Genomic DNA, 7,929 nt, shown 5'->3' with positions numbered 1-7,929 from the left:
AAGCAAGTTTTAAGTGAACTACTGAGTCAGAAATAAAATATAAAATAGATTAATATGGATAAGATCAATATTTTGTGGACTACCACCAATCGTGATACCATTTCAAAGATGATAAGCATGTATAGCGTAAATGCCGTAAAAAATGGATGGTGGGATGAGGTTAATGTTATTATATGGGGAGCATCGGCCCAATTACTTGGCGAAAATGCAGCAGTGCAAGCCGAAGTGAAAGAAATGATTGCAGGCGGTGTTCATGTGGAAGCTTGTCAGGCCTGTGCCGATCAGTTTGGTGTAAGCGATAAAATAAAGAGCCTGGGTGTGGATGTGAGATATATGGGCGAACCATTAACGGCCTACTTAAAAAATAATGAAAAGGTATTGACAATATAATCGTTGTTCACTTTCCAACCTTGTTAAAGATGTATCCCTACCACAATAAAATTAAGCAACGCATCAGAAATAAGGAGCTCATCCGCTACGAATATATTGATGCTTATAAAAGTATCAAACCTTGTTTGCTATTGTACTTTTCAACAGAACCAAAAGTGCGACCAATACGAAAGCATCGATTTAAAGAATACGAAGAGTTATTGAATAGTATTTCTTTATGATGATGAATAAATAGAGACATAAAAACATTTCATGTGATTTTTTTAATGCCATATGGAACTCGTCAAATTCAATCATGCTACTGGGTGTGATGCAATTCTCAGGGATCATTTCATCTTGCTAAATTCAATATTGATTTGTTGTTGTGGAATAATCTGATGTGTGTGCTAGATTGTAAGGGGTTTTTACTGAGTGTTATTTTTCGATAAATTGATTATTTATACCCGAGAGCACTAACCCTTTAGGGTTAGTCTGAAACAGTACTTTGGATGCTCCTAAACAACTCCTTATTATTGGCTCCGGATTATTAGCTTGAACTAATTTTGTGCGCTTAAAATTGATATTAAACAAACAGTTGCTGTTGATTGTGCTTATAATACATCACGTAAAATTATCCAGCTTCCAATTTCTATCAATTAAGTTGTTCATATAAAGAAGATTATAATAGATGACTGAAAAAATAATGAAATCGTATTTGACATTTCGCCTTAAAGGAGAGCTTTTTGCTATTGGGGTAGAACAAGTCTTAGAGATTATTGAAACTTCGGAAGACCATAGTATTACTTCGCTACCAAAGGCCCCTGATGCCATTGAAGGTGTAGTTAACTTTAGAGGCAATGTTATCCCTGTTGTGAATACCCGTCAAAAATTTGACTTAGCCGTCTATGAAGAGGGCGAGCGCTTTGTAATAATGGTTTTGAACCTAAATTTGAATGGGAATGAGCAAATTGTAGGTGCTATGTCTGATAAAGTAGTAGATGTAATTGAAATTGAAGCCGCAGAAATTCAAGCTATACCAGAGGTAGGGAAGGGTTACGATTCGGAATATGTATCAGGTGTTGTATATCGTAAGAATGAATTTGTGATGCTTTTAAATATTGAGGCAGCTATTGATGCAGATGAAATTATTCATCTTAAAAAAGAGGATGAAGAAGAAGCTGAAGTAGAGGAGTTAGTAGCAGAATAAACAGAGAATTAATTTAATAAGTAGTTATTGTTTTGGCAGAGCTGCATGATGGTGTCTAATAAGGCTAATGTAGCATACATTAATGTGGAATGTTTGAAATGATATTATCAGCACAACATGTGGACTGTCAATATCAAAATAAAGGTTTAAATTATTCTCAATATAAAAGTTTTATGGTTTTGCAATCTCCTCTTGCGCAGATCGTAAATATCACTTTGAGGTTTAGAGTTGCCTTTTTTACACTGCCAAATAGGCAATTAGCTACTTCAATGATATAAAAAGGAACGTATAACAATCAACGATTATGAATTTAAGAATTACCCAGAAGTTATTTTTAGGAGTTGCGGGGCAGTTAGTTTTTATAGGACTGCTCATTACATTTGCATTGGTATTTAATTCAAAACTTGGTTCAATTTTGGATGATACTAAAGACGGTATGGATAACCTTAATGAATTAGGGGAGTTACATACTGAAATTATGAAGTATGTGTCTGAAGAAAAGTCATTAAGTGAAGTAAAACAACACTTGAATTTAGCAAAAAGTAGCATTGACGATAATGAGTTATTAGTTCTTATTAACGGTATCGTTTCAAAACTTGATCGTGTTGAAAAAAACAGAATTTCTAATGTTGAAATAGAAAGGGACTATTATACGGCAACTAACAGTGCTAAAAAGCAATCTGATGGTTACATAGAAATGGTAACGAATCGTTTAATAGGTGAAAGTACAAGATCGCAAGTATCAACTTTAGAACGAAATGTTTTGGTGGGGGCCAAAAATGCTTCAGACTTGAATTTTCAGCTACAATTGTTATTTGAGAGTTTGAAAGATGATATTAGGGTTAAGAACGAACTGCTGAAAGTTCTGGATCAATTTAAGGCTAATGTAGCATCGGATTACGAAGCCTTAAAAAACACGAAATTTGTAGACATGGTGCTGCAGGCAGGAGAGTCCAATAAAGTTCTAATGGATTTAGCCAATCGTTACATCGCGAACGTTGAAGATATTAATGATATCAATAGTGAACTTGAGGGTGAATTGGATAATTTTGAAATTCGAGTTAGTGATGAAAGTGTGAATACAATGGCTAATGCTTTTGGTGATTTACGTTCATCAATCACTGGTTTATTTATAATTTTACTTATTATCTCTTTAGTGTTGATTGTTGTTAACTTCACTACCTCCCGATTAATGGGCTTTGTGTTTAAGCAATTAAATATTGATTTACAGCGTATTGCAGATGGTGATTTGACATTGACAATACCAGATGGATTTGATACGCGTAAAGATGAAATCGGCGATTTCGCTCGTTCTGTAGGAAGTATCCTTACCAACTTGACCAACATTGTTGGAACATTTAAAAATGGGGCTAACAACTTCAGAACTGCTAGTTCTCAGTTAAGTGCCAATGCTGGAGAAATATCAAGTGGCGTAAATGAGCAGGCTGCTTCCACCGAAGAAGTAAGTTCATCAATGGAAGAAATGGCAGCTAATATTCAGCAGAATACCGATAATGCAAATCAGACCTACCAAATATCCAAAGATACAACTTTGGCTATGGAGGGCGTTACTGCAGCATCTGATGAGAGTGCTAAGTCAGTACGAAACATCAACTCACGCATTAAAGTAGTTGTTGAAATTGCTGAGAAAACCGATTTATTAGCCATTAATGCAGCTGTTGAAGCAGCGCGTGCTGGCGATCAGGGTAAAGGGTTTGCTGTTGTGGCAGCTGAGGTTCGCAAATTAGCTGAACGTAGCCAGTTGGCAGCACAAGAAATTGTAGACCTTACTCAAAAGGGGCAAAAGGCTACCGAGGAATCGAATGAGCAATTAAAAGAGTTGTTGCCAAAAATTAGAAAAACAACACAGTTGGTTGAGGAAATTTCAACTGCCAGTCAGGAACAACAAGTGGGCGTAGGTCAGGTAAACAATGCTATGCAGCAGTTAAGTATGGTAACCCAAAAGCACACTTCTGCGGCTGAAGAAATGGCAAGTAGTTCCGAAGAAATGGCTCGTCAGGCTGTGGAATTAAATGAGTTAACAACCTTCTTTAAAATGCAGGAGCAAAATAAAGGGTTTACAAATTCCTTTAAAAGAAATGTACAAAGTGAAGTTGTAAGACCAGGTTTTACTAAACGAAATCAGCCATTAATTGATTTAGACCTAGATGAAAAGGTTTTGGCTGAAGAATACGAAAATATTTAAGTACTGCTTATATGCATTTCCTTTACGGAGGCGATTACTTTTTAAGTAGTCGCCTTTTTTAGTTAAGAATTCTTCTAGCAGATTATATCTCCGCCACTTCCGTATTAGTTACAAGCTTAGCTTCGGGCAAGGTAAACCAAAAACTAGTGCCTTTTTCTTTGCTTGATTCAACACCTATTTTTCCATTGTGTGCTTCAACAGCCAAAACACAATAGTTGAGTCCCAGACCCGTAGAATGCATTTTACTGTTGGAATTAGATTTTAACTGACCAAACTTTTCAAAGATGTGTTTTTGTTGGTCTATATCGATATAAGAGCCATTGTTGTGAATAATCACTTTTAGGGTGTTATTTTCTAATGCTTTTGTATGGATGCTGATAACATTATTTTGTGATGAAAATTTAACCGCATTAGATAAAATATTAACGAATATTCTTCGCACAACAATTAAATCAGCATTTACTTCAAAGCTATGCTCTTGTGAGATGTTAAAACTTAGTTGATTAAACTTGGCTAAGAAATCAACTTCTTCAACTGCACTATTGATTATGGTGTTTAAGTCGTTTTTCTCTTTGTTTACAACCAGCTTTACTGATTCGTGTTTGTATAAATCAAGTGTGTTTTCAATCATATTCAGCATCTTAAACGCTAAATGTTTAACCAACTCATCTTTGTTGGTTACTTCCGATAAAATATCAACATGTATCATGGTCGACAAAGGATTTTTCAAGTCATGAATTAACATATTGGTCATATCTTCTTTAAATCGCGACAGCTGCTTAAGCGATTGGTTGGTTTTAATGAGCTCTTCTGCCTGTTTCTTTATTTCAAGGTTTTTGGCAAATAATAGTTTATTGATTTTGTTCTTTTCAACTAAACCGCGCCAAATATTTAGAGCCAACAAAATCATAAATACAAAGGCAATAATAAAGGTATTTCTGAAGAGTTTCTGTTTTTTGAGTTCAGCGGCTTGTAGGCGGTCCTTTTTTTGTTGTTCCAACTGTAACAATGCTTTTTCTTTCTCTGCTTTGTATTCGTGCTCCAAACCACTAATGCGCCTTACATTGGCTTCGTTGTGCAGGCTGTCACTCATTGTTTTAAAGGTAGTGTGTGCGTGGTAGGCCTCTTTGTATTTTCCCAATTTTTCACAACTGCGTGCTAATGCTTCTGAGCTTTGACTAATGAGTTCGATATTGTCTATTGCAATAGCCATTTTGTTAGCTTTTTGGCTGAAATAATAGGCTGTTTGGTGGTTTTTAAGCTTACTATTAATTCTCGAAAGACCGATGTAGCTGCTAACCTCAACCCTTTTGTATGATATTTTTTGACTGAGTTTAATGGCTTTATGATAGAAGTTGCTTGCTTCATCATAATTATTTTGCAACACTAAAATGTCTGCAAGATCTCTGTAAGCTATAACAACACCTTGTTGATTACCAATTTCTTTTTGTAAGGATAAAGTCTTCTGCTGGTATTCCCATGCCTTGGTGTAATTTTGCTGAGCCGCATAAATATGAGCCATGTATTCATAGTTATAGCAAAGACCTGTTTTATAGCCAACTTTTCTTGAATACGCTAAACCCTTTTCACAGTGTTCCAATGCTTCGGTAAAATTGCCTTGCGTTTTTAATATGTTAGCAACGTTGGAGGCTGCTACAGCTGCATCTTTAAAGTTGTTTTGACGCTCATCAATTAGTAAACTTTTTTGGTAACACTCAAGAGCCTTGGGCCAATTACCATGAAGTTCATAAACTACTCCCAAATTATTGAGGGCGAACGAAATTGTTTTATCATCCTTTATGTTATATGCTATCTCAAGAGCATCCTTTTCATACTCCAATGCTAAATCATATTTACCAATATCAGCGTAATTGGTTCCCAAACTCGCATAGGTATAACAAATGGCAGTGCTGTCTTTTAAAGCGATTTGAATTTTCAATGCTTTATTTAAATAATCGATTGCCTGATCAACATTGCCTTGGAAATAGTTTATCTTACCTATGTAATAATAGTTTTTTGCAGCTCCTTTTTCATCGCCTATACGCTTGTTTATCGTCAAACTTTTATTGGTGTACTCCAGTACTTTTTCAAATTCAGATGACACATAATAATACAATGCCATTTGTGTAAGGTAATCAGCTCTTCCTTTATCATAGTTGAGTTCATCGGCAATCTCACCTGCCTCACTTAGGTATTTATATGCCTTGTCAGGTGAAATATTTTGCATAGCATCTGCAGCCGCATTTAGCAAATCAACTTTTACGGTATCCCTTAAATGGTGTTGTAACAACTTGTCTTCCGGACTATTTTCTTCTGCCGACTGCCCCAGACACTTGTTTGGATGTATAATAAGTATTAGTATGGAAAGTAGGACAAAGACGACTCGCATATGATTCAAGATTTTGGGAGGGTCAAAATACTTATTTTTTGTTAATACGATTGCTAAATTTTGGAATAAACATGGTTTTAATTGCTTATTGCTCTAATCGTTATTTAATTGTTTTTTAATTCGATGCAGTCTTTTATTGATGCCAACAGTGCTTTCATCTAAAAATACGCATGTTGAACTCAGGGTTTAGCCTAATCATTGTAATAGTAGTTATTATCAATCTTCAATTACAGAAAGCAATTTCTTGCCAAAATTATTATTCCTTTATCTTTGGGGCATTAACTTGAAAAGTATTTGTCTGTAACGACTCAGCTACTCTTTTCAAAAACATAAATTTTTCGCGAATGTGTTGATAAAATCACGAACTATTGTTTATAAGCTAGCAGACAAATGTGTATAAATAAACCTGCTTATAAGTGATCTTTGTAGGCATGATTAATCGCGAGACATTAGAGCCATTAAGCAAAGATGAGATCATTGATCTTTTTGTTGAATTCAGCAATAAGCTCATGGAGCTGCTCTACTGCTTTTGGAAAGTTATCTGATAAATAGTTGTTGAGCACAAAAGATACATGGTACATGCGCTGTTTAAATTCTTTGCTCTTCCATTCCGAATCATATATGTCGTCGATGAATTGCTCTTGATTAAAGTCACTAACGACCTCATTCAGAGCCTTACTAAGTATTGCGAAGAACTTTTTGGAATATAAATCTTTGAATAGTTCGGCCATGATATATGTTCAATGTTGTCCTAATTAATTTAATTGCTTGGGCTATCCGCCCAAACCCAACTTTATGCTGAAACAATTAAGAATACTCAATTCTTAATTGTTCCGATATTCTTGATCATAAAAACTAAGGAAAAAAGATCAAGGCTCCACCCACTTCACTCAAAAAACTACCTTTGATTGACTGAAATTGATTAAACTCGCCTTTTTACGTACCTCCAAAAGACTCAAACAGAAATCAATTTTTAAACGCCAAATCAAACTTGTTTTTTGGTTCATTGGCTGAGGCCAGGTCTCAACAAGCCGTTCAGAGCATTGAATAATAACGTTTAGGACGCTATTGATATATGTTACTTAATTTTATGATTTAGTTTGGAAGCGATTCATGCACCAATACCTGTATCATCCCATGCAAATGAAAGCCACAGAATCGTATGTACTGCATTTATCACCTTACTTGAAGCATATAAATTTCTTTGCGATGAAGCACTTGCTCAAAACAAGATAGAAATAATACTGCATCAACATCACCCATCATTGTTGCGAAAGTATACAATTGTATTTAATATTATATATTGAGAGTTTGTTATACCACGGCAATTGCATTTAAAAGTTGAATCCATTTAGGATTCTCAAAAAAGCAGGCAGTAAACCACAGATTCTATCTGAGCTTATTCATATTAAACCACATTCGTGGTTTTTAATTACAATCCTGACAGGATTGAATACGTATAGCCCTGTACTATTAAGTGCAGGGTAATGATAGATGCTAATTTCCAACAACCACAACGTGGTTGAACGTTAAATGCAATTGCCGTGCATGTTATTCGAACAAGAGCTAAGCTGCGGGGTTTAACTATAAAGCAACTGTAATTAAACGTTGCTGCACATTGAGTACAAATACCAAAATAGCAATGAACGATAAGATAAAAATAGATGTTGTATCCGATGTGGTATGCCCATGGTGTGCCATTGCTTATAAGCGCTTAGAACGAGCTATCGAAGAAATGGGTATTCAGGATAAAATCGA

At 35.3% G+C, this 7,929-nt stretch carries 5 protein-coding genes; 3 read left to right on the top strand and 2 right to left on the bottom strand.

What is annotated here, in order from left to right; genetic code table 11:
• Positions 1–54 precede the first annotated feature (54 nt).
• The 3 genes from FNN09_RS20495 to FNN09_RS20480 all read left to right on the top strand — a co-directional run bounded on the left by FNN09_RS20495 (position 55) and on the right by FNN09_RS20480 (position 3,782).
• Positions 55–390 (top strand): DsrE family protein, encoded by a 336-nt coding sequence (locus tag FNN09_RS20495; protein ID WP_143304362.1) that lies wholly within the window; start codon positions 55–57, stop codon positions 388–390.
• 667 nt (positions 391–1,057) lie between these two features.
• Complete coding sequence (locus tag FNN09_RS20485) at positions 1,058–1,576, top strand: chemotaxis protein CheW (protein ID WP_143304360.1); 519 nt, start codon at positions 1,058–1,060, stop codon at positions 1,574–1,576.
• A gap of 304 nt (positions 1,577–1,880) precedes the next feature.
• Positions 1,881–3,782, top strand: a complete 1,902-nt coding sequence (locus FNN09_RS20480) for a methyl-accepting chemotaxis protein (RefSeq protein WP_143304359.1) — start codon at positions 1,881–1,883, stop codon at positions 3,780–3,782.
• Between the two features lie 82 nt (positions 3,783–3,864).
• Here the strand turns inward: FNN09_RS20480 and FNN09_RS20475 are convergent, their stop codons facing one another.
• Together FNN09_RS20475 and FNN09_RS20470 are read right to left on the bottom strand one after the other, a co-directional pair.
• Positions 3,865–6,171 (bottom strand): tetratricopeptide repeat-containing sensor histidine kinase, encoded by a 2,307-nt coding sequence (locus tag FNN09_RS20475; RefSeq protein WP_143304358.1) that lies wholly within the window; start codon positions 6,169–6,171, stop codon positions 3,865–3,867.
• A gap of 458 nt (positions 6,172–6,629) precedes the next feature.
• Complete coding sequence (locus FNN09_RS20470; protein ID WP_143304357.1) at positions 6,630–6,902, bottom strand: hypothetical protein; 273 nt, start codon at positions 6,900–6,902, stop codon at positions 6,630–6,632.
• Positions 6,903–7,929 lie beyond the last annotated feature (1,027 nt).

This window comes from Carboxylicivirga sp. M1479 (genome assembly GCF_007097485.1).
Lineage (GTDB): Bacteria > Bacteroidota > Bacteroidia > Bacteroidales > Marinilabiliaceae > Carboxylicivirga.
The sequence above is the reverse complement of the archived record's forward strand: the minus strand, read 5'-3'. Positions and strand labels throughout refer to the sequence as shown.

Excerpts from the sequence above, each read along its gene's own strand:
- FNN09_RS20470 (WP_143304357.1), bottom strand. The coding sequence starts at position 6,902 with ATGGCCGAACTATTCAAAGATTTATATTCCAAAAAGTTCTTCGCAATA.
- FNN09_RS20495 (WP_143304362.1), top strand. The coding sequence starts at position 55 with ATGGATAAGATCAATATTTTGTGGACTACCACCAATCGTGATACCATT.
- FNN09_RS20485 (WP_143304360.1), top strand. The coding sequence starts at position 1,058 with ATGACTGAAAAAATAATGAAATCGTATTTGACATTTCGCCTTAAAGGA.
- FNN09_RS20475 (WP_143304358.1), bottom strand. The coding sequence starts at position 6,171 with ATGCGAGTCGTCTTTGTCCTACTTTCCATACTAATACTTATTATACAT.
- FNN09_RS20480 (WP_143304359.1), top strand. The coding sequence starts at position 1,881 with ATGAATTTAAGAATTACCCAGAAGTTATTTTTAGGAGTTGCGGGGCAG.